General features: G+C 73.6%; 21 protein-coding genes. 16 read left to right on the top strand and 5 right to left on the bottom strand.

Annotation, left to right across the window (positions count from 1 at the left end):
- Positions 1-19: 19 nt before the first annotated feature.
- The 8 genes from IE244_RS25425 to IE244_RS25390 all read left to right on the top strand — a co-directional run bounded on the left by IE244_RS25425 (position 20) and on the right by IE244_RS25390 (position 8,682).
- Positions 20-1,000, top strand: a complete 981-nt coding sequence (locus IE244_RS25425; RefSeq protein ID WP_191875891.1) for a GNAT family N-acetyltransferase — start codon at positions 20-22, stop codon at positions 998-1,000.
- Positions 997-2,376, top strand: coding sequence for an ABC transporter substrate-binding protein (locus tag IE244_RS25420; RefSeq protein ID WP_229854325.1), 1,380 nt, complete (start codon positions 997-999; stop codon positions 2,374-2,376). Before IE244_RS25425 ends, IE244_RS25420 begins: the two co-directional genes overlap by 4 nt.
- On the top strand, positions 2,370-3,332 hold the full coding sequence (locus tag IE244_RS25415) for a carbohydrate ABC transporter permease (RefSeq protein WP_191875890.1): 963 nt from the start codon (positions 2,370-2,372) through the stop codon (positions 3,330-3,332). Before IE244_RS25420 ends, IE244_RS25415 begins: the two co-directional genes overlap by 7 nt.
- The gene (locus IE244_RS25410; protein WP_191875889.1) at positions 3,329-4,198 is read left to right on the top strand and encodes a carbohydrate ABC transporter permease; all 870 of its coding nucleotides are present in this window, start codon (positions 3,329-3,331) and stop codon (positions 4,196-4,198) included. Before IE244_RS25415 ends, IE244_RS25410 begins: the two co-directional genes overlap by 4 nt.
- A gap of 101 nt (positions 4,199-4,299) precedes the next feature.
- Entirely contained in the window at positions 4,300-5,112 is an 813-nt protein-coding gene (locus tag IE244_RS25405; RefSeq protein ID WP_191875888.1) for a LytR/AlgR family response regulator transcription factor, read from the top strand.
- 125 nt (positions 5,113-5,237) lie between these two features.
- Positions 5,238-5,633 (top strand): hypothetical protein, encoded by a 396-nt coding sequence (locus tag IE244_RS25400; RefSeq protein WP_191875887.1) that lies wholly within the window; start codon positions 5,238-5,240, stop codon positions 5,631-5,633.
- A gap of 31 nt (positions 5,634-5,664) precedes the next feature.
- A complete protein-coding gene (locus tag IE244_RS25395) occupies positions 5,665-7,401 on the top strand; it encodes a sodium/solute symporter (protein ID WP_191875886.1) in 1,737 nt (578 codons plus the stop codon).
- A 93-nt stretch (positions 7,402-7,494) separates the two neighbouring features.
- The gene (locus IE244_RS25390) at positions 7,495-8,682 is read left to right on the top strand and encodes a sensor histidine kinase (RefSeq protein ID WP_191875885.1); all 1,188 of its coding nucleotides are present in this window, start codon (positions 7,495-7,497) and stop codon (positions 8,680-8,682) included.
- Positions 8,683-8,721: 39 nt separating this feature from the next.
- On the opposite strand, the gene IE244_RS25385 is transcribed toward IE244_RS25390, so the two are convergent.
- The 5 genes from IE244_RS25385 to IE244_RS25365 all read right to left on the bottom strand — a co-directional run bounded on the left by IE244_RS25385 (position 8,722) and on the right by IE244_RS25365 (position 14,850).
- Positions 8,722-9,258 carry a hypothetical protein gene (locus IE244_RS25385; protein ID WP_191875884.1) on the bottom strand — a complete coding sequence of 179 codons (537 nt, stop codon included), beginning with the start codon at positions 9,256-9,258 and terminating at the stop codon, positions 8,722-8,724.
- Positions 9,255-10,430, bottom strand: a complete 1,176-nt coding sequence (locus IE244_RS25380; RefSeq protein WP_191875883.1) for a hypothetical protein — start codon at positions 10,428-10,430, stop codon at positions 9,255-9,257. Before IE244_RS25380 ends, IE244_RS25385 begins: the two co-directional genes overlap by 4 nt.
- Positions 10,431-10,491: 61 nt before the next feature.
- Complete coding sequence (locus IE244_RS25375) at positions 10,492-12,717, bottom strand: hypothetical protein (RefSeq protein ID WP_191875882.1); 2,226 nt, start codon at positions 12,715-12,717, stop codon at positions 10,492-10,494.
- On the bottom strand, positions 12,714-13,790 hold the full coding sequence (locus IE244_RS25370) for a hypothetical protein (RefSeq protein ID WP_191875881.1): 1,077 nt from the start codon (positions 13,788-13,790) through the stop codon (positions 12,714-12,716). Before IE244_RS25370 ends, IE244_RS25375 begins: the two co-directional genes overlap by 4 nt.
- A gap of 13 nt (positions 13,791-13,803) precedes the next feature.
- Positions 13,804-14,850: a protein kinase domain-containing protein gene (locus IE244_RS25365; RefSeq protein ID WP_191875880.1), complete on the bottom strand. Its 1,047-nt coding sequence runs from the start codon at positions 14,848-14,850 to the stop codon at positions 13,804-13,806.
- 135 nt (positions 14,851-14,985) lie between these two features.
- Between IE244_RS25365 and IE244_RS25360 the strand changes: the two genes are divergently transcribed.
- From IE244_RS25360 to IE244_RS25325, 8 genes are read left to right on the top strand one after another with little or no spacing between them, the layout of a single operon-like run.
- Entirely contained in the window at positions 14,986-15,837 is an 852-nt protein-coding gene (locus IE244_RS25360) for a CHAT domain-containing protein (RefSeq protein ID WP_191875879.1), read from the top strand.
- Positions 15,834-16,472 (top strand): hypothetical protein, encoded by a 639-nt coding sequence (locus IE244_RS25355; protein WP_191875878.1) that lies wholly within the window; start codon positions 15,834-15,836, stop codon positions 16,470-16,472. Before IE244_RS25360 ends, IE244_RS25355 begins: the two co-directional genes overlap by 4 nt.
- Before the next feature lies 1 nt (position 16,473).
- Positions 16,474-17,487 carry a HesA/MoeB/ThiF family protein gene (locus IE244_RS25350; protein WP_191875877.1) on the top strand — a complete coding sequence of 338 codons (1,014 nt, stop codon included), beginning with the start codon at positions 16,474-16,476 and terminating at the stop codon, positions 17,485-17,487.
- Positions 17,484-18,983, top strand: a complete 1,500-nt coding sequence (locus tag IE244_RS25345) for an effector-associated domain EAD1-containing protein (protein WP_191875876.1) — start codon at positions 17,484-17,486, stop codon at positions 18,981-18,983. Before IE244_RS25350 ends, IE244_RS25345 begins: the two co-directional genes overlap by 4 nt.
- Entirely contained in the window at positions 18,976-20,067 is a 1,092-nt protein-coding gene (locus IE244_RS25340; RefSeq protein WP_191875875.1) for a JAB N-terminal domain-containing protein, read from the top strand. Before IE244_RS25345 ends, IE244_RS25340 begins: the two co-directional genes overlap by 8 nt.
- Positions 20,015-20,887: a hypothetical protein gene (locus IE244_RS25335; RefSeq protein ID WP_191875874.1), complete on the top strand. Its 873-nt coding sequence runs from the start codon at positions 20,015-20,017 to the stop codon at positions 20,885-20,887. The genes IE244_RS25340 and IE244_RS25335 overlap by 53 nt, the downstream gene beginning before the upstream one ends.
- The gene (locus IE244_RS25330) at positions 20,884-22,794 is read left to right on the top strand and encodes an ATP-binding protein (RefSeq protein WP_191875873.1); all 1,911 of its coding nucleotides are present in this window, start codon (positions 20,884-20,886) and stop codon (positions 22,792-22,794) included. The genes IE244_RS25335 and IE244_RS25330 overlap by 4 nt, the downstream gene beginning before the upstream one ends.
- Before the next feature lie 39 nt (positions 22,795-22,833).
- Complete coding sequence (locus tag IE244_RS25325) at positions 22,834-24,036, top strand: AAA family ATPase (protein WP_191875872.1); 1,203 nt, start codon at positions 22,834-22,836, stop codon at positions 24,034-24,036.
- Positions 24,037-24,040 lie beyond the last annotated feature (4 nt).

Genomic DNA, 24,040 nt, shown 5'->3' with positions numbered 1-24,040 from the left:
TGGAAGGACGACCCCGTCGATGACCGATCGCACGACGAGATCCCGGGCCGAGGTGCGAGGCTTCAGGGCGGGCGACGGCCCGCGGCTGGTGGCGGCGTGGCGGCGCAGCGCGCCGGCCGACCCCATCACCCCGGACCGCTTCCGCTCCCTGGTGCTGCTCGACGCCAACTTCGATCCGGAGGGGCTGCGGGTCGCCGTCCACGGCGACCGGGTCGTCGGCGCCGCCTACGCGGTGCGCCGGCTGACCGCGATGACCGGCACCGACCTGGAGCCCGAGCAGGGCTGGATCCCGTTCTTCTTCGTCGACCCGGCCGCCCGCGGGCGCGGCCTCGGCCGCCGGCTGCTGACCGACGCCCTCGACTGGCTGCACGGCCACGGCCGCACCCGGGTGGACTTCTCCTCGTACACCCCGAACTACATCCTGCCCGGGCTGGACGCCGAGACGTACCCGGAAGCGGCCGGGCTCCTCGACTCCCTGGGCTTTCGCACGCTCTACGAGGCGGCGGCGATGGACCGCGGCCTGGTCGGCCATCGCCTCCCGGACGATGTCGTGCACCGCCTGGGCGAACTGACCGCGCAGGGACACCGGTTCGCCACCCCGAGCGACGACGACCTGGTGGAACTGATCGCGCTCGCCGGCACCCACTTCACCCCGGACTGGGCGCGCGCGATCCGGGAGTGCGTGGCCGCGGGCACGCCGCTCGACCGGATCGTCGTCGCCCGGGACCCCTCGGGCCGCCTGGCCGGCTGGGCGATGCACGGCGCGTACGAGTCGGTGGACGAGCGGTTCGGCCCGTTCGGTGTGCTTCCCGAGATGCGCGGCACCGGACTCGGCAAGGTCCTGCTGCACCTGGTCCTGGAGCGGATGCGGGCACGCGGCGCGCACTGCGCGTGGTTCCTGTGGACCGGCGAGCGGTCCCCGGCCGGCCATCTGTACCGCACGGCGGGTTTCACCACGACCCGGCTGTTCCGGGTGATGCGCCGGGAGGCCGCCCGATGAGGCCGGCGCACCCCGGCAGCCGCCGTGCCCGCGGCCTGAGCCGCCGTCACTTCGCGCTCGCGCTGCCCTCGGCGCTGCTCGCCTCCGGGTGCGCCGCGCCGCACCGGGGCACCGGGCGCCCCGGGGATCCGGTCGTCCTCACCCTGCTCTCCCACTACGCGAGCGGGGAGCTCAAGCGGGCCCTGCAGGGACCGGTCGACGAGTGGAACGCCACGCACGACCGGGTCAAGGTGCGGACGAAGGCCGTGGAGTTCACCGACCTGCTCACCACGTTCATGGTCCGGCAGGCCGCGGGCCAGGGCGCCGACATCCTCCATCCGTACTGTCTGTGGAACGGCCAGCTCGTCCGGGCCGGCGTGCTGCGGCCCGCTCCGCCGGAGCACGCCGAGGAGATCAGGCGCGGCTACAGCCCGGCCGCGGTCGGCGCCGCGTCCGTGGGGGGCAGGGTCTACGGCTACCCCACCGAGACACAGACGTACGCCCTCTACTACAACAAGCGGCTGCTGCGCGAGGCCGGCCTCGACGGCCCCCCGCGCACCTGGCGGGAGCTGGAGGAGACGGCGTACCGCACCGCCAGACGGGACCGGTACGGCAACACGCTGGTGCAGGGCTTCGGACTGTCGACCGTCGACGACTCCACCACCGTCGGCCAGACCCTCGCCCTGCTCAGCGCCGCGGGGGGCAGGTTCGTCTCCGCCGACGGCAGGAGCACCGCCATCGACGCACCGGCCGGCCGCGCCGTGTTCGACCTGGAGCACCGGCTCGTCGCCGCGGGGGCGAGCGACCCCGGCGTCAACGTCTACCAGGCGTTCCCGTCCGGACAGGTGACCATGGTGATCAGCGCCGGCTGGTGGACCGGGAGCCTGAAGCCCCTGATGGGCAGGGACTACCGCGACGTCGGTGTCGCGCCCGTGCCCCTCCCCGACGCGGACGGCCGGCGCGCCACGCTCTCCACCGGCTTCATGCTGGGCGTCAACACCGCCAGTGAACACCCGCGTGAGGCCTGGGAGTTCCTGCGCTGGCTCAATGCCGGGAAGGTGCGCGTGCCGGGCGCCGGGAAGGGTGGGTCGGTGACCCGGATGAGCGCCCTGCAGGTGTCGGTGGGCTCCCTGACCGGCCGCGCCGACGACATGCGGACGCTCCTGGGCAAGGGCGGCGCGGTCGGCAAGGGCGGCGCGGGCGGCGATCCGAACCTGCGCCCGTTCCTGGACGCGCTGGCGTACGCGGTGCCGGAGCCGAACGTGCCGGGCGCGCAGCAGGCCAAGACGCTGCTGCGCAAGAACATCGAGGCGCTGTGGACCGGCCAGCAGTCGGCCGGCGAGGCACTGCGCACCATCCGCCGCCAGGTGGACCAGGAGGTGTCGCGCTCATGGTGAACGCCCTGACCCCGGAGGCGGCCGAGCGGGCGGCGGCCACCCCTCGGTCCGCCCGGCCGGCCGTCGGCGCCCGCGGCCGGACCCGGCACCGGCAGGCCGTCGTCGCCTATCTGTTCCTGGCGCCGGCGCTGCTGTTCTTCGCCGTCTTCCTCATCCTCCCGCTCGGCTTCGCGCTGGTGCTGTCGATGTCCCACTGGGCCGGGTTCCGGCTCGGCGACATCGATCCCGTCGGTCCGGACAACTTCACCGGCCTCTTCGCGGACGGATCGACGTTCCTGGCGCCGATCCTCACCAACACCCTGCTGTTCGCCCTGGGCACCGTGGCCCTCGCGCTCGCCGGCTCCGTGATCGTCGCCACTTGCATCGACAGGCTGCGGTACCAGGGGCTGTGGCGCACCCTGTACTTCCTGCCGATCGTCACGACGGTCGTCGCCGTCGGCAACGTGTGGAAGTACATGTACGAGCCGGGGGGCCTGGTCAACGGCGTCCTCAACGCCGCCGGGCTCGGCTCGGTGGCGTTCCTGCAGGACCCCGGCACCGCGCTGCCGTCGGTGGTGGTCGTCCAGGCCTGGGCCTCGGCCGGCTCGGCGATCCTCGTGCTGACCGCCGGGCTGAAGTCCGTCCCCGAGTCGTACTACGAGGCCGCCGCGCTCGACGGCGCCGGGCCCGTCACGGTCTTCTGGAGGATCACCCTGCCCCTGCTGCGGCCCTCCCTGCTGTTCGTGTGCGTCACCCAGTTCCTCACCGGCCTGCAGTCGTTCGCCCTGATCATCGTGATGACCCAGGGCGGGCCGGGCGACGCGACCAACGTGGCCGCGCTGGAGATGTACCGGCAGGCCTTCAGCTACGGCGACTGGGGCACGGCGAGCGCCGCCGCCTTCGTGCTGTTCGTGGTGGTCCTCCTGGTCACCCTGGTGCAGTTGTGGATCTTCCGGCGCAAGGGGGAGGACGCGTGAACCGCCGCCGTTTCCCGTGGCTGTCGTACCTGGTGGTGGTGACCGGCGCCGTGCTCACCGTGGTGCCGTTCCTCGACATGGTGATGACGTCGTTCAAGGGGCCGGGGGAGGCCGGCACGCTGCCGTACCGGTTCCTGCCCGAGGCGTTCGACCTGTCCAACTACCGGGCCGCCGTCGACCAGCTCGATCTGCCGGTGCTCTTCCGCAACAGCGTCGTCGCCACCGCCCTGATCACCGGATCGGTGCTGCTCACGTCGTCACTGGCCGGCTACGCGCTCGCCAAACTCCGCTTCCCCGGCCGGGACCTCGTCTTCCGCCTGGTGCTGTCGACGATGATGTTCCCGCCGTTCCTCTTCTTCATCCCGCACTTCCTGATCCTGGTGCACTGGCCGCTGGCGGGCGGCAACGACCTGACGGGGCGCGGCGGAGCGGGTCTGACCGTCAGCATCGTGGCGCTCGCCATGCCGTTCCTGGTCAGCAGCTTCGGCATCTTCCTGACGCGCCAGTTCATGGTCTCGATCCCGGACGAGGTCCTGGAGGCCGCGCGCATCGACGGGGCGGGGGAGTTCACCGTGTGGTGGCGGATCGTGCTGCCGCAGACCACGCCGGTCCTGGTGACGCTCGGGCTGCTGACCTTCGTGGACGCCTGGAACGAGTACATCTGGGCGCTGCTCGTCTCGACCGCCAACCCGGACGTGATGACCCTGCCGGTCGGCATCCAGCTCCTTCAGGACCACGTCGACCCGACCCGCACGATGCCCGTCGTGATGGCCGGGCTCGTCCTCAGCGTCCTGCCGGTCCTGGTCCTCTTCCTGCTGCTGCAGAAGTACTACATCCGCGGCGTCATGCTCAGCGGACTCAAGTGAAGCGGACGCAGCCGTCCCCGCGCGTCGGCGATCTCGACGGCGGCGGCCCTGGGGGCCACCATGCACCAGTAAGCGGTTGCGAAGGGGAGGAGACTGCGGAGATGAGCGCGAGCGACGTGGCCTTGCGCGTGCTGGCGGTGGACGACGAGGAGCCCGCGCTCGAGGAACTGCTGTACCTCCTGGGGCGGGACCCGCGGGTCGGCAGCGTGGTGCCCGCCACGGGACCCACCGAGGCACTGCGGCGACTCGGCCACCTTGCCGAGGACGGCCCGGACGGCGCGGGAGCCGTCGACGTCGTCTTCCTCGACATCAACATGCCGGGACTCGACGGCCTCGAACTGGCCCGGCTGCTCGGCCGTCTCGCCGCACCACCGCTGATCGTCTTCGTCACCGCCCACGACGACTTCGCCGTCCGCGCCTTCGAGGTCAAGGCCGTCGACTACCTGCTCAAACCCCTCCGCGAGGAGCGCTTCGCCGAGGCCGTACGCCGGGTCGCCGAACTGGTCCTGGCCGGCCAGGGCCCCCGGCCGGCCGCACCCGCCGGCACCCCGCCCGAGCCGGCGCCCGCCTTCGGCGACCACGTCCCCGTCGAACTGGGCGGGGTGACCCGGTTCGTGCCCATCGCCGACATCACCCATGTCGAGGCACAGGGCGACTACGCCCGGCTGCACACCCCGCACGGCAGCCACCTGGTACGCGTGGCGCTGTCCGCCCTGGAGGACCAGTGGCGCGCCCGCGGCTTCGTACGCATCCACCGCAGCCGGCTCGTCGCACTCGGCCGCATCGAGGAACTGCGCCTGGACGGCGGCAACGTGACCGTACGGATCGGCGACCGCGTCCTCGCCGTGAGCCGGCGCAACGCCCGGGAACTGCGGGACCTGCTGGCCAGGCACGCGGCCGGCCGGGCGCGTTGAGCGGCCGGGGCGGTCCCCGGGTGACGGACCCGTGGCGATGTGCGTCCGCCGGCTGTCTGAGCGCCGGCCCGCTGCGTACACTCGCGGCAGCACAAGGTGATCACCGCGGCGTCGGGGAGAGCGGCATGGGTGCGGAGTCCGTCCCTCGCAGAGAGGTGGTCACCGGGCGCGAAGAGACGGTCACCGGACGGCCGCCCCGCCCGTTCGGCGGTACCACCGCCGCGCGCCCAGAGCCCTCATCCCACCCCCGGCCGGACCCGCGCCTGCGCCGGTTGATGCGTCGGCAACTGCGGGCCGCGCTCATCGCCACGGCCCTCCTCGCGCTGCCGCTCGGCCTGCTCCCCGTCCTCCTGCGGACGCTGCCCCTCGCCGGCGCCGCGCCCCGCGTTCCCCCGGCGGTCTGGCTCCTCCTGGGCGTGGCGCCGTATCCCGCCCTGCTGGCCATCGGCGCCTGGTACGTCCGCCGCGCCGAACGCAACGAGACCGACACGGCCGCCGGCGCCCCCGCGGAACGCCCCTGACCATGCGCCGACCACCCGCCGGAGCCAGCCGGTGAACCAGACGTACGGCATCGTGGGCGTGACGGCCGTGATCCTCGCCACCGTCCTCGTCGGCGCGCTCGGCCTGCGCGTCTCCCGCACCACCTCCGACTTCTACGTCGCCTCCCGCACCGTCGCCCCGCACCTCAACGCCTTCGCGGTCAGCGGCGAGTACCTCTCCGCCGCCTCCTTCCTCGGCGTCGCCGGGCTCGTCCTCGCCCAGGGCGCCGACATGCTGTGGCTCCCCATCGGCTACACCGCCGGCTTCCTCGTCCTGCTGCTCTTCGTCGCCGCCCCGCTGCGCCGCTCCGGCGCCTACACCCTGCCCGACTTCGCCGAGGCCCGGCTGGAGTCGCGGGCCGTGCGCCGGGTCGCCGGGGTGCTGGTCGTCGGCATCGGCTGGCTGTATCTGCTGCCCCAGCTGCGCGGCGCCGGCCTCACCCTGCGGCTGCTCACCGGCGCCCCCGGCTGGCTCGGCGGACTGGTCGTCGCCGCCGTGGTGACCGTCGCCGTCGCCGCCGGCGGGATGCGCAGCGTCACCTTCGTCCAGGCCTTCCAGTACTGGCTGAAACTCACCGCGCTGCTGGTGCCCGTGGTGTTCCTGCTGCTCGCCTGGCGCGCCGACCACGCCCCCGCCCCCGCCTGGGACGACCGGCCCGTCTTCCACCGCGCCACCGAGGTGCGGGTGGACCGGCCGCTCACCCTCACCGTGCGCGAGCCGGTCCGCGTGACCGTCTCCGGAACCGTCGACGGCCGCCCCGCGCACGGGACTTCGCTGCGGCTCGGCGAGGGCCGGCACCGGATCGGCGCGGACACCACCGTGCGCTTCCCGGCCGGCGCCCACGTCCCCCTGCCCGACCGCGCACCGGACCGCACCGCGCCCTCCAGCTGGGCCGAGCCCCTGTCCCCGGACCGCGAGCGGCACAGCCTGTACGCCACCTACGGCCGCATCCTCGCCACCTTCCTCGGCACCATGGGCCTGCCGCACGTCGTCGTCCGCTTCTACACCAACCCCGACGGCCGCGCCGCCCGCCGCACCACCGTGAGCGTGCTCGGCCTGCTCGGCGCGTTCTACCTGCTCGTGCCCCTGTACGGCGTGCTCGGCCGGCTGTACGCCCCCGACCTGCTGCTCACCGGCGACACCGACGCCGCGGTCCTGGTCCTGCCACAGCGGCTGATCGGCGGGGTCGCCGGAGACCTGCTCGGCGCCCTCGTCGCCGGCGGCGCCTGCGCGGCGTTCCTCTCCACGGCCTGCGGACTCACCATGTCCGTCGCGGGCGTCCTCGGCCAGGACGTGCTGCCCGGGCTCGGAATCCGGCACTTCCGGCTCGCCACCCTGGCCGCGATCGCGGTGCCGGCCGCCGCGGCGGCCGTGGTCGGCGACCTGCCCGTGGCCGACGCGGTCGGTCTGGCCTTCGCGGTCTCGGCCTCCTCCTTCTGCCCGCTGCTCGTCCTCGGCATCTGGTGGCGCGGACTGACCCCGCCGGGCGCGACAGCCGGACTGCTCCTCGGCGGCGGCTCGGCGCTCACCGCGGTGACGGCCACCATCGCCGGCGGCGCCCGTTCGGGCCGGCTGCACACCCTGCTCGCCTGGCCCGCGGTGTGGTCCGTGCCCGTGGGTTTCGCGGCGATGGTCCTGATCTCCCTCGCCACCCGCGACCGCGTCCCACCCGGTACCGCCACCACCATGGCCCGCCTGCACCTTCCCGAGCCCACGCCCACCCCCCGCCCAGGACCGGCCACGACCTGACCGAGGAGCCGACGTGTTCACCCGTTCCGCGCGCTTCAGCCACCCCGCCCGAAGAAGTCCCCTCCGCCGGTACCCGCCGGCTCACCGGCGCCCATGACCGTCCTCGGCACCGCGGCCCTCGCGCTGGCCGGTCTCGCGCTGTTCGTGCTCGGTGTCGCCCTCGGGCACGGCGCGGCGCGCCGGCAGCGGGAGCACGCGGCCGACAGCGACGGGGCGCGTGCCCTCGCCCAGGCGCTGCACACCGCCGCGCTCGCCGCGGCACCCCTGCGCGCCGGACTGACCCCGGACACCGCCCGCAAGGCCGCCCGCAGGCTGCGCCCGCAGCTCGGCACCCCCGCCCTCGCCCTCACCGACGACACCGCCGTGCTCGCCTGGGACGGCGCCGCCGACCACCACCGCGCGCAGCTCGCGCAGCGGCTCGCCCAGCCACCCCGCACCCGGGCCTTCCCGCTGTCCTGCGACGACGCCGGCTGCCCCGTCCGCTGGGGTGTCCTGGTGCCCCTCGCGGCCGACGGCGACGCCCCCGGCGCCCTCGCCGTGTTCGCCGCCGCCGAGTCCGGCACACTGCTCCGGGCCACCGAGGAAGCGGCGCGCCGGCTCTCGCTCGAACTCGAACTCGCCGGCCTCGACCGGGCCCGCGCCAGCGCCCACGAGGCCGAGGTCCGGGCCCTGCGCGCCCAGATCTCCCCGCACTTCGTCTACAACTCCCTCGCGAGCATCGCCTCCTTCGTCCGCACCGACCCCGAGCGCGCCCGTGAACTCCTGCAGGAGTTCGCCGACTTCACCCGCTACTCCTTCCGCCGGGACGGCGACTTCACCACCCTCGCCGAGGAGTTGCGCTCCATCGAGCAGTACCTGGAACTCGCCCGCGCCCGCTTCGGCCGGCGCCTGAAGGTCACCCTGCGCATCGCCCCCGAGGTGCTCCCCGTGACCCTGCCCTTCCTCTGTCTGCAGCCGCTCGTCGAGAACGCCCTCAAACACGGCCTGGAGGAGACCGTGGAACGCAGCAACGTCACGATCACCGCCGAGGACGAGGGAACCGAGGCCCGGGTCGTCATCGAGGACGACGGCGTCGGCATGGAACCGGAACGCCTGCGCGCCATCCTGCGCGGTACCGCCGGACCCGCCACCGGCATCGGCCTGAGCAACGTCGACCGCCGGCTGCGCCAGGTCTACGGCGACGACCACGGCCTCGTCATCGAGACGGGCGTCGGCGCGGGCACGAAGATCACCCTCCGCGTCCCCAAGTTCCGCCCGGGCGTCCAGGCCCCGCCCCCGTGACGCCCGCCGCGGTCCGGCCGCCACCGGGAACCCGGTCGGTCAGCTGTCGTCGTCGGAGGAGTGACACCCTTTCGGGAACGAGGTGTCGCCGTCGGCCGTGGCGAGGAAGAAGACGTCGATCCTGACCTTGCCGGAGGGCCCGCCCTTCCAGTAGCCCCGCTTGGGCGCGTGCCTGAAGTGGGAGAACCCGCCGGTGATCATCGAGTTGACCTTGTCGGCGGCCTCCTGGCCCGGCCCCGGATCCGGAGCCGTACCGAAGGAGAGCACAAAACCCGCCGTACGGTTCGCCACTCCGGCCCCGCGCAGCTGCGTGCCGAACTGCTTCCGCACGGACCCGGCGCCGCCCGTCCGCACGGTGAAGCTGCACGGCTTGAGCACCAGCCCGCGCTCCGCCGGCTGGGTGCTCGGCGGCGGGCTGGACGGTGTGCCGGGCTTCGGTGTCGCGTCGGTGCGCTGCTCACGCGGCAGCGAACCGAGCGCGATCACGAGCAGCAGCAGGAGCAGGTCGGCGAAGAGCCACCCGGCGAGCAGCACGGTGCGCCCGACGGCAGCCGGCTGGGGCGGCCGGCCCCTCATGGCCGCCCCCGGTACGGCGGCGGGTCGGCGTTGTCCAGGCCCCCGGGCGGAAGATGGCCGGCTCGGCTGTCGAGGCGGTCGACGAGCTGCCAGATGCTCCGGGTGGAGTCCACCAGGTTCTCCGCCCGCTCGGTGAAGACCAGCAGCGTCTCCCCGAGACTGCGGGCCAGTTCCCGGACCGCGGCGACCGCCAGGTCGTGCCGGTGGATCTCCTGCCCGGTCGTCTCCTGGGCGCGCCGCAGGTCGCCGACGAGCGTCTCGATGGCGGCGCGCAGCTTCGCCTCGTCCTCGGCGGTCTGCTCCCGGATCCGGATCAGGTCCTGGGCCAGCTGGCTGGGCGGGGTGAGTCCCCGGATCAGCCGGGTGAGTTCGTCGACCGTCTTCGTCCAGCCGTCCAGGGCGCTCTGGATCCTGCTGCCCGGCCCGGTCTCCAGGACCGCCGTGATCTCCTCGGAGGTCCTGCGCAGCGCCGATTCCAGCTGCTGCGTACCGGCGTTGAGCTGGGCGGCGAGCCGCTCCGCGCTGCGGCTGTCCAGCGGTTTGCCGGCCGGCCGCGCGGGCGTGGCGAGCAGGAACGTGGCCAGGGCCAGCTCGGTGGCGAGCTGCCCGCGCTCCTCCTCCCGGGACAGCCGCCGTTCCCGGCTGCGCTGCAGGGCGTGCAGCGCCAGGGTCAGCGCGACGACGACCAGGATGAGCAGCGTGACGTGGAGGGCGGACGTGCCGAGGGTCACGGTGGTCGGTGCGGGCGGGCTGCCCTGCGGGAAGCCGCGGGCCCAGCCGAGCAGGAAGGGGTCCCTGCTGCGGGTCGCGTCGTAGGCGTCCAGGGCCCCGCGCAGCCGCCACCAGGTCAGCGCGATGGGCGCGAACACCAGCACGTCACGGACGACGCCGAGCCAGCCCTCCAGGCTGCCGCGGCCCTTCGCGGGCGCGTCCGGGAGCAGCACCTCGGGCGGGTAGGCGGCGACCAGATCGGTCCCGGCGAGGGTGGCGCCGCCCCGCTCCAGGTCGGCGACGACATGGTCGAGCACCCGGGTGTCGGAGCCGTCGGCGCGGGCACGGTGCGCCAGGGCGCGGATCCGCCCGGCGATGCGGTCGAGGTCCGAATCGGAGCCCGTGCGTTGCGCGGGCACCGACCCGGGGTTCGGCGGTGTGGCCTGATCAGTGGATGTCATGCGGCGTCATTCGTGTCGTCCTGCGGTCGGTGGGGGAGAGGGGGTGGCGGGTGTGCGGAGGTCAGGGCATCCAGGTCAGCAGGATGTAGCCGAGCATGCAGAGCAGGACGAAGAGCAGCGCCGACACGATGGTCACGGTCACGCCGTCGAGCTGACCGAGACCCGGGACCCTGCGCCGGGGGCCCTCGGACGGCGTCTGCGGGCCGCCGGCGTGCGCGAAGGGCGCGTGGCCCGGCTCCTGGGGCGGGCTGAGGGGGTCCCAGCGGGCGGGGTCGGGGAGGACACCGTGGCCCTGGTGATCGGCATCCGGGTGCGCGGCGGGCGCCTGCGGCTGGGACCGGCCCGGGGCGTCCGGATGCGCCCACTCGGAGTGCGTCCGCGCGGGGGAGGAGGACGACGGGTACGGGCCCGCGGTGGGCGGCGGGGAGCCGTCGCCCGACGGCGGGCCCTGCCAGGGCCGTTCCGCCGCGGCCGGGACCGGCCCCGCGGCGCTGTGGCCGGGCGGTGCACCCGGCCCGGCCGTTCTGCCGCCCAGCACCGGCCCGCGCGGCCGGGATCCGTACCCGGAAGCCGTGCCGGGCCCGGCGTAGCCCTCGGCACGCAGGAACTGCTCCGACAGCTCGTACCGGATCCGCTGCTCGGCCCCGTCGTCCGCGGCGAGTTCCAGAGCGGCGGCGTACAGCCCCAGCGGCGCCCGCACCCCGGCGCGTTCCACCAGGGCCGCGGCGGCCGTGTGGTCCAGGCGCGGGCCGTGCGCGGCGAGGAGCAGCTGGCGGAAGCAGTCGGCCTCCTTCGCGCGGTCGCCGCCGGCGATACGGTCCACCGGGTCGAGCAGCAGGCCGTGTTCGTACCACAGCCGTGCGGCGACCGGGCTCTGCCCGGCGTCCGCGAGGTGGCGCAGCACCAGGTGCATGGCCTGCGGGTAGCGGTCGGAGTAGCGCACCACGAGGTCCAGCAGCTCGTGCGCCGGGCTGGCGGCGAGGAGGTCCGCGTGGTCGAGCGTGTCGGGGGACATGCGCAGTGCCAGGGCCACGATCAGCAGCCGCCGGTGTCCGGCCCGGCTCAGGTCCAGGCCCCGGGGCGGCACCTGCCGGCCGAACACCCTGGCCACCGCCGGGGGCGCCGGCTCCGCTTCCCGCGTCGCCTCCACCAGCTCGTCGGGTCCCTGTCCGGCGAGGCAGGCCTCCAGGGCCTCGCTCATCAGCAGGTCCCGCAGTTCGGGATGGCGGGTGGCCCGCTGTTCCAGGCGGCGCCAGCGGCGCAGCGCCGCGATGAGCCACTCCGCGGGCTGCTTCCTCAGTTCCCCGGTCAAACGGGCCCGTTCGTGGACCAGGGCGGCGCGTGCCACGGTCCGTTCGAGCAGGGAGTCGTCGAGGAAGATGTCGAGCCGCACCCGCGGGTCGGCGATCCGGCCGTCCACGACCGGTACCGACCGCCGCCAGGCGTCCACGTCGTCCGCGGTGTGCAGGGGGTGCCGCGGCCGGATCCGTTCCAGCGCCGCGGGTCCGGCCTCCCGGTACAGCTCCACCAGCTGGGCGGCGAACCGGGCGCTGTCCGTGTCGGGCGGGGGCTCGGTGACGTCGACGCGCCGGCGCTGGTTGATGTACATCGACTGGGGCGGGCGGGCACCGAGGAACACCACCCGGGGCTGATGGCCGCCCTTGTCGGTGGACTCCCGGCTCGCGAAGGTCCAGGGCCGGCCGGAGACGGGCCCGGCGATGTCGAGGAGGGCCGTCATGGTCGGCAGGGCGAGCTGGGGCCGGGTGAGGACGCTGAACTCCTCGGCGGGCTCGGCGAGCACCCGGGCGACGAGCGCGTTCAGCTGCTCGGCCGGGACCTCGGTGACCCGGTCGCGCAGCGCGGCCAGCCCCGGCCGCGCCGCCTCCCTGAGGTCGTCGAGGTCGAGCGGGGCGAGGTCCGTCCCGGTGCCGTCCGGTTCGCGGTCCCGCCAGCCCGGCCAGTCGTGCAGTCCCAGGGCGAGCTGTGCGTCGATCGCGCGCGGGTCGCCCACCAGGACGTGGGTCAGGGTGGCGCCGCCGCGGCCGTGCGGGTTGCGCGAGGGCAGCTTGCGCAGGACGGCCGCCTCGTCGTCGAACACCAGGTGGACGAGGCTCGCCGAGTCCTCCGGCTGTTCGCCCTGGCCGTCCTGGGTGGCCCAGACGTACTGGAGCCGTTTCGCCCAGCGGTCGAGGGTGCGCAGCCCGGAGTGCGCGACCGGGCGCACCCCGGCGTTGCCTTCGTGGTCCCGTTCGGCCCAGCCGAAGAGGATCTGGTCGACCGTCGTCATCGGACAGCTCCCTGGCCGAGGTCGTGGATATCGAGGACCCCGCACATGGCGAAGAGGGCGAGCATGGGTTTGAGGGTCCGGCGCGGCGCGAAACTGCCGTGCGGGGAGCGCTGGACGCCGTCCGCCTCGACCGCCTTGTGGCCGGTCGCGGTGGCGAAGTGCAGCGTGGAGCGGGCGCAGCGCACGAAGGGGGCGAGCCAGCCGGCGGCGCCGCGCGAGCTGAGGAAGGCGTAGGCGTCCTCGCTCTCCTGCTCCAGGGTGGCGAGCTGCAGCTCCTCGTCGGGGGAGGCGTTCTGGAACCAGCGGTCCACGAGGGGTTCGTGGTGCCGCAGCAGATCGCACTTGCCGACCACGACGGCGGCCGGCAGCGGCAGGAACTGGGAGCCGTCCACCCCGTGCAGCCGACCGATCTTGTCCAGTACGACGCCGAAGGACGGGTCGCCGGTGACGCTGCCGGTGGCCGTGGTCAGGCCGCGGATGCGGGTCGGGTCGACCACGAAGACCAGGGCGCTGACCGCGCCGAGGAACGGCACCTCGGCGTCGTGGTCGGCGAGCCACTCGCCGGAGACGTCGAAGAAGGCGACCGCGAAGTTGCGCCCGGAGTTGCTGTTGTGGATCCACAGGGCGTCGGTGAACTCCGGTGGCTGGGCCGGGGTTCCGGCCAGGCCCTGTCCCTGGTCGAGGAAGGGCCGGACGACGTCCTTCAGATAGCGCTGGTGCAGCTTCAGGTCGAGCCCGCCGACGACCAGGCCGAGGCGGGCCATCCGGTCGACGTCGGAGAGCATGCCGAGCATGGCGGCGAGCAGGTGGCTCTTGCCGGCCGCGGACTCGCCGACCACGCCGATGACCAGGGGTTCGCCGAAGTCGCCGTAGCGGCCGGGCAGGACGTGCGGCTCACCGCCGCCGGCGCACAGCCGGTAGGCGTTGAGCCGGCGGTGGTTCCAGCGCACCTCGTCCTCGCCCTCGCCACGGACGAGCTGTTCGGGCCGGCCGTCGGTGTTGAGGGTGACCGTGTCGGCCCTCGCCCAGTCGACCATGTCGAGGCAGATGGGGCACCTCACCTTTGCAGCCATGTCACTCCTCCCCTCAGACCAGCGCCAGGACGGCGATCAGCACGCCGAGGAGCGCGGCGGCCAGGGTGACGGACAGGACGACGACCCGCCGGCGCTCGGCGGGCCCGAGCGGGCGGACGCGCGGGGGAGCGGCGGGCGGCTGGGGGTACGCCGGTCTGTGCTGCTGCCGGCTGAAGGCGTGCTGCCGGGCGCGCAGTTCGTGGAAGTGCTGGCGGGCCTGCTGTTCGACCTCGGCGAGCCGGGGCGGGCGGAACGTGCCCGGTCCGGGGCCGGTGCTGCGGCCCGCGTCGGTGTCACGGCGCAGCCGGAGTGCGTATCCGCTGACGCGCTGGCGCGCCTCGTCGGTGAACACACCTTCCAGCAGCTTGCGCTGACTGGAGTCGAGCCAGCGCACCCGGTCGCGCATGTCCGCGGCCGTGGTGGCCTCCTCGCCGGTGGCGAGGTGGAAGATGACGGCGCCGGCGGAGTAGACGTCGTCCCGGCAGTCGGCCCGGCCCTGGCCCTTGGCCTGTTCCGGGGACCGCCAGGGGTCGGTCCCGGCCGCCGCGCCGCGCGGCTCGCCCTCGTCCAGGGTGAGACCGAAGTCGGCCAGCTGCACGGTGGTCCCGTCCCACCACAGGGTCTCGGGCCGGATGTCCCGGTGCACCAGACGCAGGTCGTTCAGCTGCCGCAGGACCGTGAGGATTCCGTCCACGACGGCCCACAGCTGGCCCGCCTCAAGGGGTAACCGGTCGCCCAGTGCGGACAGGGGGCCGCCGCGCCGGGTGGCGACCAGGTAGGGCGCGCGGCCGTCCGGCCGGTAGCCGACGACGCGGCTGAGTTCGGGCGGGTAGCGGGTGATGCCGAGCCGGCGCACCAGCACATCGGCCGTTCTCACGGTCCGCTCCAACTCCTGGCGCGCCGCGTCGGTGTGGGCGATGCGCTGTACGACCCGCTCCCCGCCGCCGTGGACCAGCAGTCCGTGGCGTTCCCGGAACCCGTTCCGGGAAGTTTCTCCCTGGCGATCAAAATCGATCTCGAAGATCGATTTTCCGGCATCGCGGCCACCACAGGTGATCATTTCCAGACGCTCGATCAAACCCGCCCCCGATAAGTGTGCTGCGGAATCCGAAACTACACCCGCGGAGCGTCACTGCGCGTACCCTTCTCACCAACGGCCCAATACGTGACGGTAGTTGGCTCGGGGGACGAACAGATGGCCAGTCCTGCATGGACACACCTGCGCGATGCCGGCGCATTCGAAACACTGGGCGAATTGTTTCCGGACGCCCTCAGCAGTCACGCCTTTCTCGAAGACCTCGGAATCAGCCCCGCGCTGCTGCCCTCATTCGCCCAGACGCCCGCCGCCTCCTGGTGGCGCACCGTCTGCCGGACCATCGACCAGGGCCGCTTCCAGGGCGTCACGCTCGGCGACCTCCTCGCCGCGGCGGCGGCCCTGTACCCCGGGCACGAGGGACTCGCGGCCCTGGCCGGCCGGAGCGCACCGGGGGGCCTGCGGGTGCTGTGCCTGCTGTCCGCGCCGCTCGACGAGGCCCGGCTGCGCCTCGGCGCCGAGCAGCGCGTCATCCGGGAGGCGGCGGCCCGCTCCGCCGGCCGGCTGACCGTGGAGGCGCACCCGGCGGCCCGGGTGTCCGACATCCTCCCCCAGCTCCGGTCGGTCCGGCCGCACCTCGTGCACTTCGCCGGACACGGCACGGACGACGGGCGGCTGCTCTTCGAGGACGAGACGGGCACCTCCGCCCCCGTGCCGGTACGGGCGCTCGCCGCGGCCCTCGCGCTGCACGCGCCGCTCGACTGCGTCGTCCTCAACTCCTGCTGGTCCGCGGCGTACGCGGACGGCCTGCTCGACTGCGCCGCCACCGTCGTGGGCACCGGCGGCGAACTCCCCGACGAGGCCGCCCTCGCCTTCGCCAGGGGCTTCTACGAGTCCCTGGCCCACTCCGCCGCCGTCGACCGGGCCTGCGCGGCCGCCCGCGTGTCCCTCCTGCTCAGCGGCCACGACCCGGACGAGGTACACCAGTGCTCACGCAGGGACCGCGCCGCATGACGGCATCCGAGACGCCCCCCGCCACCTCCGCCCCGGCCGGCGTCGCCAGCGCCTTCGAGCGGGGACTGCAGCGCGGCGACAACCCGCAGGTGGCCGGCGCCGACGGCCCGGCCTCCACCACCCTGGACTCGCGCTGGCTCGGCACCTGGCGACGGCCCGGCTCCGCGCGCCGCGCCCCCTGCCGGGTGTGCGGCCACACCTTCCGGCTGGACGACACCGTCTATCTGCGGCACGCCGAGGACGGCAGGCTGACCGACGTCACCCACCACCTGCGCAACCTGCCGTGCAGCGGCGAGGCCCCGCCCGCCGGCCCGTCCGACCCCGGGGCGCAGGCCGCCTTCTTCCGCGGCGTCGACACCAGCGACCCCCGGCCGGACACCCTGCACACCGTCCGGCTGATGCCCGGCGACCCGGTCCTCGGGCACCCGCGGCAGCGCAACGCCTGCTTCGTGTGCACCCACACCTTCCGGCTCTTCGAGACGGTGGTCGTCTGCCCCTGCTCGCCCGGGGACCCCGGCTGCCGCAAGGCCGTCCACCAGGACCCGGCGCGCGGCCTCGGCTGCTTCGAGCAGTGGCGCAGCGAACTGACCGTCCAGCAGTGCCCGATGAACTTCCGCACCCTGAGGCGGAACTGACATGGGACGCTTCGACCGGCACGCCCTGATCGACGGCTGGGACCAGCAGCGGCTGGCCGAGGCCACCGTCGTGGTGTGCGGAGTGGGCGCCCTCGGCAGCCAGTGCGCGCAGGCGCTCGCCCTGGCCGGCGTCGGCCGCCTGGTGCTGTGCGACCCCGACGACGTCTCCGAGTCCAACCTCAGCCGCGCCCCGCTGTTCCGCGCCGACGACATCGGCAGGCCCAAGGCGCCCACCGCGGCCCGCGGGCTCGCCGCCCTGTCCCCGGTGACCCGGGTCGAGGCCCGCACCGCGCCCCTGGTCAGCGGGGTGGGACTGGCGGAACTGCGGGACGCCTCGCTGGTCGTCAGCTGTCTGGACAGTCTGGCGGCCCGCCTCCAGCTCGCCGGCCGCTGCCAACTGGCCGGCGCGGCCCTGCTGGACGGCGGCACCAGCGCCTGGGGCGGCGAGGTACGGCTGTACGAGCCGGCCGGGCCCTGCTTCGGCTGCGGCCTCACTCCCCGGGACCGCGCCACCCAGGACGACCCGTGGGCCTGCGCCGACGCCGTCGTACCCGAGGCCGGCGCCTCCGCGCCCGTGTCCGCGCTGATCGGCTCCTGGCTGGCGGTGACCGCGGTACGGCTGCTGTGCGGCGCCACCACCGGCCCGGGGGTGATCCGGGTGGACGCCGCCGGCGGTACGGCGACCCCGGTCACCGTGCCCCGCGACCCCGACTGCCCCCTGCACAGCCGCATTCCCGCCGACCTGGTGGCTCCCGTCCCGGACACGGTGCTGTCCACCCCGGCCGACCTGACCGACCATCTGGCCCCCGAGGAGACCGTGATGACCTGGGCGCCGCTGCCCGGTTCCCCGCCCACGCGCGAGTCCACCCGGCTCGCCGACGCGCCCCCGCGGGCCCGGCTCGCCGACCTCGGCGTGGCGCCGCGCGAGATCCTGCCGGTCCTGCGGGCCGGCCGCCCCCGCGGAATCCGCTACCTGGAACTGGCCGAGGCCGACGGGAAGGGAACACCCCGATGACCTACGAAGCGGGCAAGCTGCCCCCCGAGATCAAACGCGAGCTCGTCGACCTGCTCGCCGAGCTCTACCGCACCCAGAACCAGGCCGAGGAAGTCCTGGAGGACATGGACTTCCCGCCGCAGGCCCGGCCGCGCTGGGACGCGGGCCAGGAGGTCGTCGCCTACTGGCGGCAGGTGGTGCGCGCGCTGGAGCTGGGCGCCGTGCAGCGGGACGGCGTCCACCAGTTGCTGGTCACGGTGCTGCGCCGCTGGCCGGGCAACCAGGTCCTGCAGAAGATCCGCGCCTTCCTCGACGAGGAGGAGCGGGAGCAGCAGGGCACCGCGGGCAACGCCGAGACGCTGTACCGCACGGTGGAGTTCGTGGGCAGCGAGGCCTATCCCGAACTGCTCAGGCTGGTGCGCGAGCTGATCGACGCCGACGCCGTCCAGCTGTACGCCGGCCACCGGCAGGCCGCCTTCCGGATCGCCGCGATGCTCCCGGACCGGCTGGACCAGCTGCGCGAGCGGGCCGCGCGGATCGCACCCGACGTGGAAGTGCTCTACGGCGAGTACGACTTCCGGCCCACCCTGTACACCCGCCTGGAGGTCATGGGCCCCGACGGCCAGCAGTTCGAGATCCCGTACGTGCCCAACACGACCCTGCCGAGCGAACTCGTCCCGGCCGTCTGGGCCCAGTACCGTCCCGAGGTCGCCCAGGACGCCAACGGGCATCTGCTGCGCGCCGTCGTCGACTTCCGCGACGAGAGCGGCGAGGCCCGCCGACTCGACCCGGAGCAGCCGCTCTACAACCAGGGCGTGCGCGACGGCGGCCAGTTGCAGATGTCCGCCGAGTCGACCGCCGGCGTCGACAGCTGGCTGCGCTTCGAGGCACTGGCCCGGGCCCGCGACGACATCGTCGACTTCGCCGCCGAGCACGACGAGTTCACGCTGGTCGCCATGGACGACGACAAGCTCCCCGTGGAGTACCGGGTGGACCTGCACGTCCCCGGCTTCGCACCACCCGACGACCTGGAGTCCTGGCCGCTCGACCCCCGCCGCATCGACCAGCACGAGCTGACCGTCTGGATGCCCTCGGAGTTCCCCATCCAGGCCCCGCGCGTGCGCTGGCGGTCGGACGTGTTCCACCCGAACATCGCCCGCGACGAGGACCGCAAGGGCGCGGTGTGCCTCGGCCCGCTGATGACGGACTACACACCGAACCTGAGCATGTACTCGCTGTGCCAGATGCTCATCGACATGGCCCGCTACCGCAACTACGAGATCCTGCCCCACGACTACCGGATGGCCATGGACTTCGACAGCCTCGTGCAGGACATCATCGAACGCGGCGGATACCTCGACGGAGACGCCGCCGCCTGGGCGTTCTCCTGGGAGGGCCAGGAGCGCATCAAGGAGATCGGCGGCACCACCTGGCTGGCCCGGGCGGGCCTGACCGAGCGCGCCGACCGCTCCCGGTTCCTCAAGGTCCGGCGCGTGGAGGCGAGCGCGGATGAGTGAGGAGAACCGCGCCGGCACGGCCATGGTGCTGCTCTACAAGGGCACGTCCTTCGACCTGATCGGCAAGATGACCCTGTCCTCGCTGATGGTCGAAGGGCTGCGCCGGGACCTGCCCGACGGCGAGCCCGACGAGCCGCTGATCATGCATCTGCGGTACGTGCGCAGGCCGGATCCCCGGCTGGTGGACGGCCCGCGCACGATCCACAACCTGCGCAGCCAGATCGGCCGCCTGGGGGTGATCGTCTCCCAGGGCGGAGAGACCGTCATCGACCGCGAGTACCCGGTGCGCGAACTGCTCGGCCCGGTCCTGCAGCACGTGGTGCAGCAGCTCGACCCCGACGAACAGGTCTGGGGCTTCTGCATCGACCACCCCTCCCTGAGCGGTCTGGCACTAGGCCGCTCGACCCCCGAGGTCGAGGGCACCATGGACCTCAACCTCCGGGAGAGCAGGCGCAGTTTCACCGTGCGCAAGGTGGCCGAGCCGCCGGTACCCGGTATCGACCCGGCCGAGCTGGGCATCGACGCCGCCGATCTCGGTCAGGTGACGGTCCTGCTGTCCGAGGACATCCACGGCCATCTGCAGGAGATGAAGCTGTCCCGCCGGCTGGAGGAGGGCGGCTTCCTGCTCGGCAAGGTGCTGCGCGTCCTCGGCGCGGAGCTTCCCCAACGGGCCGGCGACGACGGCGAGGCGCCGGCCGACCGCTATCTCGTGGAGATCAACGAGGTCACCCCGGCCGAGCACTCGGGCGCCGGAGCGCTGCACTTCACCTTCACCGGGGACTCCTTCCGCGACGTGAACCAGCGCATCACCGCCTCCGGCCAGGACCGGCAGCTGATGGGCTGGTACCACACGCATCTGTTCTCGGGGAACGACTCGGGTCTGTCGAGCATCGACGTCGATCTGCACCTCGGCACGTTCCGCCAGCCCTGGCAGGTGGCGGGACTGATCAATCTCAGCGGCGACGACCGGCTGCTGCGTTTCTACGCACGCTCCGGCGACTCGGTGCGCGAATGCGAACAGTGGGTGAAAGATGACCGCGGTCGATACCGCCTTGCGCGTGCTGTCGTGGGCGACGGCCGCTGACGGCGGCCCGGCCGCCCATCCGGCGCCGCCCGAAGGAGAACTGACCCTTCCCCAGGAGCTGGCCGCGCCCCCGTCCGACGTCACCGCGGCGGTGGTCCGGCTGGCGGCGCAGTCGGCGGCCCGGCTGCGGCTGGACGCCCTGGCCTCCCGCGAGCGGCGGCCGGTCGGGGCCGGGGCCCTGCTGCTGGCCGCGGCGGTCGGCGCGCGGTCCCAGGCCCAGCTCGCGGCCGAGACCGTCCGCGCCGTGCCGCCGGCCCGCTCGCTGTGGGACGTGCTCGCCCACCACACGGTGGTCGCGCCCGCACTCCCGCACATCGCCGACCCGGCGCTGGCCGGCCGGCTGCGGGCCGCCTCACCGCTCACCGCCCTGCTCGACCGCCCCGACCCGGTCGGCGAGACCCACGCCGAACTCCTGCTGGAGGACGTGCTGCTGACGCATCCCCAGGGCCGGCGTCTGATCACCGCCGTCTACTGCGAGGCCCCCGCCTCCCCGGCCCAGGCCCTGTGGCGGGGCCGGCTGCTCGACCAGCTCCGGATGAGCGAGCGCGAGCTGGTGATCGACGTGTACGAGGCGGCCCTGCTGCGCCACACGGAGGCCCACCTCGCGCTCATCCGCCGGGCCCGCGCCGGCCTGACCGTGCCGCCCGACCTGGCCGCCGCCCGCCCGGTCGCCTGCTGGTGGGCCGCGCTCGCCCGGCTGGAGCGCTCGCACCGGCGGCTGCTGCGGGCCCGCTCCGGCATCGGCACCGCGTACCTGGCGGGCGTACGCCTGTACCGGCAGGTGGAACGGCTCGAAGCGAGTGGGGGGAGTACCGCATGACCACGTCCGTACGCCGTATGTCCGTCGTCGCCCCGGACGAGGCGTCCCTGGCGGCGCTGCGCCGGCAGCCGCCCCACATCACCGTCGGACAGGCCCTGGCCTCCGGGCCCTACATGCTGCTCCTCCCGCTCCCGCCGGGCTGGGACGTGCTGAGCTGGGAGACCGTTTCCCCGGAACTGCTGCTCCAGTCGGAGCTGCCGCACGGTACGCCGCTGTACGCGCCGGCGTACTCGCCGACCGCGCCGGCGCCTGACCTCACCAAGCGGCCCGGCCCGGACGGCACCGCCGAGCCGCCCCGCGAACAGCCCGCACCCGAGGAGCCGGTGTACCGGCACCCGCAGCCCCGGGAACTCCACGAGGACCAGTCCACGGTCCTCGCCTACGGCCGGGACATCGCCCAGGTCGCCTCGCTGCTGCGGGCCCGGCTGTCGGTGCTGGTCGTCGCGGAGAAACCGGTGGTGCCGCACCTGTGGCGGGAGATGGCCTCCCGGGCCGGACTGCGGGCCGAGGTGCTGGAGGAACCCCCCGAGGGCGAGGACGGCGACCCGCAGGAGCAGCCGCCGCCCGGCGAGCAGCTCATCCCGGTACAGCAGAACCCGCGCCAGCGCCTGCTGGCCCGGCTGCGCGAGCTGGTGCGCGCACTCAACGACGACACCGTGCTCGTCGTCCAGCACCTCGATCTGCTCGCCGGCGGCTCCGACGGCCAGCTCTCGCCGGAGGCGCGGGAGGTGACCGAGCTGCTGCACGGGGCGCCCGAGCGGGTGATGCTCGCCTTCGCCGCGCCCTCGCTGTCGGTGCCCGAGGTGCTGGCCGAGCGGTTCAGCACCCGTGTCACGATCACGGGCGTCCCGCGTACCGTCTGGTTCCGCGACGACCAGGAGGAACAGCCCCTGGGCCGGGCCCTGGTGACGGTCGGCGAGGCCGAGCGGTTCGAGCGGTACGACCCCATCGAGTTCTACAAGCACGTCGCCGGTATGAACCCGGTCCTGCTGCGCCAGGCCATGCGCTACGCGGTGAGCGTCCACAAGGACCACCCGGCGCCGGTCGCCCGCGACCTGTACGCCACGATCCGGGCGTTCAAGGCCCAGATGTCCAGCAACTTCGAGGTCCCCGACGTCGGCTTCGACGACATCGCCGGCTACGACGAGGTCAAGGCCCACATCCAGCGGGCCATCGACATCGTGATGGGCCACCACCGGCTGCCCCCGGAACACGACCACCTGCGCACCAAGCTGATCCCGCGCGGCTTCATCTTCCACGGCCCGCCGGGCACCGGTAAGACCCTGTTCGCCAAGGCGATCGCCAACCGGATGAACGCCACCATCCTCGTCGTGTCCGGCCCGGAGGTCATGGGCACCTACGTCGGCGAGAGCGAGCGCAACGTCCGGGAGATCTTCTCCGAGGCGCGCCGCAACGCCCCCTCGGTGGTGGTCTTCGACGAGTTCGACTCCATCGCCTCGCGCCGCTCGGAGCACTCCGACGGCGGCACCCGCGCGGGCAACGCCGTGGTCGCCCAGATCCTCACCGAGATGGACGGCTTCCGGCCGGAGGTGCCGACGCTGGTGATCGGTACCACCAACCGGCTCAACCTGATCGACGAGGCCCTGCTGCGGCCCAGCCGCTTCGAGAGCATCGCCATCGACCTGCCCAACGACGAGGCCCGGCTGAAGATGATCAACCTGCACGCGGCGAAGTTCGGCATCGACGTCGGCGGCGGCGTGGACGAGCTGATCGCGTCGGCGCTGCGCGGACGCAACGGCGACGACATCCACTCGGTCTTCCGGGACGCCTTCGTCGCCGCCCACTTCCAGGATCCGCCGGTACCGCCGACTCCCGAACAACTGGGCCAGATCGTCGGCCAGTTGCAGCGCAAGCGCCGCGAACAGCGCCGCTCGGGCAGGCGCTGACGCCGTGACGGTCACGAGGGACACGCGGAAGGAGGCACGGTGAGCTGGGGCCAGGACACCGTCGACACCATCAGGGACCTGGAGTACGTACGGCGACGGCTCGACGGCGAGTTCGTCGGCCGCGACCGCGCCGTGCGGCTGCTGCAGCTCGCCGTGGTCTGCCGGGAACACGCGCTGCTGCTGGGGCCCACCGGAACCGCCAAGAGCGAGCTGATCTCGGCCCTCGCCCGGCACATCGAGGCCCACCACTTCAGCTATCTGCTCACCCGGTTCACCGAGCCGTCGGAGATCTTCGGCGCGCTGGACTTCGAGCAGTTCCGGCAGGGCACCTACCAGGTGCGTACCGAGGGCATGCTGCCGACCGCCGAACTCGTCTTCCTGGACGAGGTGTTCCAGGGCAGCAGCGCCATCCTCAACACCCTGCTCACCCTGCTCAACGAACGCCGCTACCACAACGGCGCACGAGCCGAGAACGCCCCGCTGATCAGCCTGCTGGGCGCCACCAACGAGATACCCGACGACCCCGGCCTGACCGCCTTCTCGGACCGCTTCCTGATCCGGCTGGAGGTGGAGCCGGTGGGCGGCACCGATCTCGAACGGCTCCTCCAGGTGGGCTGGGAGCACGAGGCCCGCCGGTTCACCGCCGCCGTCCAGGCGGCCGAACAGGCGCGGGGCGCGGGCACGGCCGCCCCGTCCGCCGGTCGGACCTCCGGTACGGTGACCGTCGAGCGGCTGGGCCGGCTCACCCTGCGGCTGAGGGACGTCGACCTGGACCCCGTACTCGGCGAACACCGCGAGCTGGTACGGCAGTTGTTGATCCAGGGGGTCCGGCTCTCGGACCGCCGGCTGGTGCGCAGCCTGAAACTGGTCGCCGGGGCCGCGCTGCTGCGTGAGTCGCGCACCGCCGAGCCCGTCGACCTGTGGCCCATGGCCCACATCTGGACCGACCCGGCCGACCGCACCACGGTGGAGGAGGCCGTCCAGGCCGTGGTGGAGAAGCACGGCGGGGAGCCGGCCCGACGGCGCCGCCCCGACCACGAGATCCTGCTCGACGCCCGGGAGATCGGCGCGCCGCTGACCGCCGACCGGCGGCCCAGCGAATGGAGCGTCGTCGAAGGGCTCCACAAACTCGCCGACCTGTCACGGGAGTTGAGGGAGCATCCCCCCGTGAACACCCAGACCGAGGCAGAGCTGTCTCGTATCATTGCCGAAGTGAACGCCTTGCTCGACCAGTTCGAGTGAGGGC

It is taken from the genome of Streptomyces filipinensis (assembly GCF_014649495.1).
GTDB classification, from domain to species: domain Bacteria; phylum Actinomycetota; class Actinomycetes; order Streptomycetales; family Streptomycetaceae; genus Streptomyces; species Streptomyces filipinensis.
Note: the sequence above shows the minus strand (reverse complement) of the source record. Positions and strands in the feature narration are given on the sequence as shown.

Bases quoted from the DNA above. Each gene is read 5' to 3' on its own strand.
- IE244_RS25425 (WP_191875891.1), top strand. From the start codon at position 20: ATGACCGATCGCACGACGAGATCCCGGGCCGAGGTGCGAGGCTTCAGG.
- IE244_RS25420 (WP_229854325.1), top strand. From the start codon at position 997: ATGAGGCCGGCGCACCCCGGCAGCCGCCGTGCCCGCGGCCTGAGCCGC.
- IE244_RS25415 (WP_191875890.1), top strand. From the start codon at position 2,370: ATGGTGAACGCCCTGACCCCGGAGGCGGCCGAGCGGGCGGCGGCCACC.
- IE244_RS25405 (WP_191875888.1), top strand. From the start codon at position 4,300: ATGAGCGCGAGCGACGTGGCCTTGCGCGTGCTGGCGGTGGACGACGAG.
- IE244_RS25400 (WP_191875887.1), top strand. From the start codon at position 5,238: ATGGGTGCGGAGTCCGTCCCTCGCAGAGAGGTGGTCACCGGGCGCGAA.
- IE244_RS25390 (WP_191875885.1), top strand. From the start codon at position 7,495: ATGACCGTCCTCGGCACCGCGGCCCTCGCGCTGGCCGGTCTCGCGCTG.
- IE244_RS25385 (WP_191875884.1), bottom strand. From the start codon at position 9,258: ATGAGGGGCCGGCCGCCCCAGCCGGCTGCCGTCGGGCGCACCGTGCTG.
- IE244_RS25380 (WP_191875883.1), bottom strand. From the start codon at position 10,430: ATGACATCCACTGATCAGGCCACACCGCCGAACCCCGGGTCGGTGCCC.
- IE244_RS25375 (WP_191875882.1), bottom strand. From the start codon at position 12,717: ATGACGACGGTCGACCAGATCCTCTTCGGCTGGGCCGAACGGGACCAC.
- IE244_RS25370 (WP_191875881.1), bottom strand. From the start codon at position 13,790: ATGGCTGCAAAGGTGAGGTGCCCCATCTGCCTCGACATGGTCGACTGG.
- IE244_RS25365 (WP_191875880.1), bottom strand. From the start codon at position 14,850: ATGATCACCTGTGGTGGCCGCGATGCCGGAAAATCGATCTTCGAGATC.
- IE244_RS25360 (WP_191875879.1), top strand. From the start codon at position 14,986: ATGGCCAGTCCTGCATGGACACACCTGCGCGATGCCGGCGCATTCGAA.
- IE244_RS25355 (WP_191875878.1), top strand. From the start codon at position 15,834: ATGACGGCATCCGAGACGCCCCCCGCCACCTCCGCCCCGGCCGGCGTC.
- IE244_RS25350 (WP_191875877.1), top strand. From the start codon at position 16,474: ATGGGACGCTTCGACCGGCACGCCCTGATCGACGGCTGGGACCAGCAG.
- IE244_RS25345 (WP_191875876.1), top strand. From the start codon at position 17,484: ATGACCTACGAAGCGGGCAAGCTGCCCCCCGAGATCAAACGCGAGCTC.
- IE244_RS25340 (WP_191875875.1), top strand. From the start codon at position 18,976: ATGAGTGAGGAGAACCGCGCCGGCACGGCCATGGTGCTGCTCTACAAG.
- IE244_RS25335 (WP_191875874.1), top strand. From the start codon at position 20,015: ATGACCGCGGTCGATACCGCCTTGCGCGTGCTGTCGTGGGCGACGGCC.
- IE244_RS25330 (WP_191875873.1), top strand. From the start codon at position 20,884: ATGACCACGTCCGTACGCCGTATGTCCGTCGTCGCCCCGGACGAGGCG.